General features: G+C 44.6%; 1 pseudogene. It reads left to right on the top strand.

From position 1 onward, the window contains the following. Positions 1-44 precede the first annotated feature (44 nt). Positions 45-1,213: pseudogene (locus FU659_RS34940) on the top strand (IS3 family transposase). The last annotated feature ends 42 nt before the right edge of the window (positions 1,214-1,255 follow it).

The following is a 1,255-nucleotide window of genomic DNA, read 5'->3' as shown; positions in this document are numbered from 1 at the left end:
TTGATATAATAGAAAAAATATCAATGTAAAGCGGAGTGTGTAAAATGGGAGAACAGCGGCAGCGTTACAGTCAAGAATTTAAAGAACAAGCGGTAAAATACATTCAACAAAACCATAAAACATTACCCGAAATCGCAGAAGAGATGAACATCCCTGTAGGCACACTGAGCAACTGGCTGAGGGTACATCGTAAGTTTGAGAACGAGCCCTTTATTGGAAGTGGCAACCTCCGTGAGTCCGACAGACTCATCAAAGAGAAGGACGATCACATCAAGGATCTGGAAGAGGAGATAGCGATTCTAAAAAAGGCGATGCACTACTTCAGCAAAGACCGGAAGTAAAGTTCCAATTCATCAAGGAACACCGCTCCGAATTCCGTGTCGAGAAGATGTGCAAAGTGTTTCATGTGGCCCGGAGTGGGTTTTACAGATGGCTCAGCGCCCCGAAGAGCGAGCGTAAGCAGCGACGTGAGGAACTGGGGAAGCGTATCATTTATCACTTCCATGACAATAAGGCTCGCTATGGAGCGCCTAGAATCAAGGATTGTTTGGTAGACGAAGGCAAACGAGTCAGCGAAAAGCTAGTGGGACGTATTATGAGAGAAAATGGTCTGCACTCCTGCACGGTTAAGAAATACAAAGTACAAACAACGGACTCGAACCACAAGCAGCCGATTGCAGGGAATTTGCTGAATCAACAGTTTAAAACGACGGCTCCGAATAAAGTATGGGTGACCGACATCACGTATCTTTGGACGCGTCAAGGGAGATTATATTTAGCCTGTGTGATGGATTTATTTAGTCGAAAAATCGTCGGGTGGTCCCTTCAAAGTCGAATGACGAATGAGCTGGTTCTAGAGGCACTAGATCGAGCTGTAGCGGCTGAAAAACCAGCGCCAGGTCTTGTTCATCATACGGACCGAGGATCCCAATACGCTTCAGAAGAGTACCAAGAAAGGCTGAGAGGTTACAAAATGATCTGCAGCATGAGTCGGAAGGGAAACTGCTATGACAACGCGGTTATTGAGGCCTTTCATGCCAATATTAAACGAGAACTCATTTACCAGGAGAAGTTTGCTACCAAAGAAATAGCGCAGCAAGAAATCTACTGGTACATAGAGTTTTTCTACAATAGAAAGAGGAAACATAGCACACTTGGCTATTTATCCCCCATTCGTTTTGAAGAGGTCTATTATGCTCGGAATAGTGGATAGAAAACAGCAATTCGTCGTGTCCAATCTATTGACTTAAGACCA

Source organism: Paenibacillus sp. N3.4, from assembly GCF_008017805.1.
Lineage (GTDB): Bacteria > Bacillota > Bacilli > Paenibacillales > NBRC-103111 > Paenibacillus_E.
This window is presented reverse-complemented; position numbering and strand designations above follow the sequence as displayed.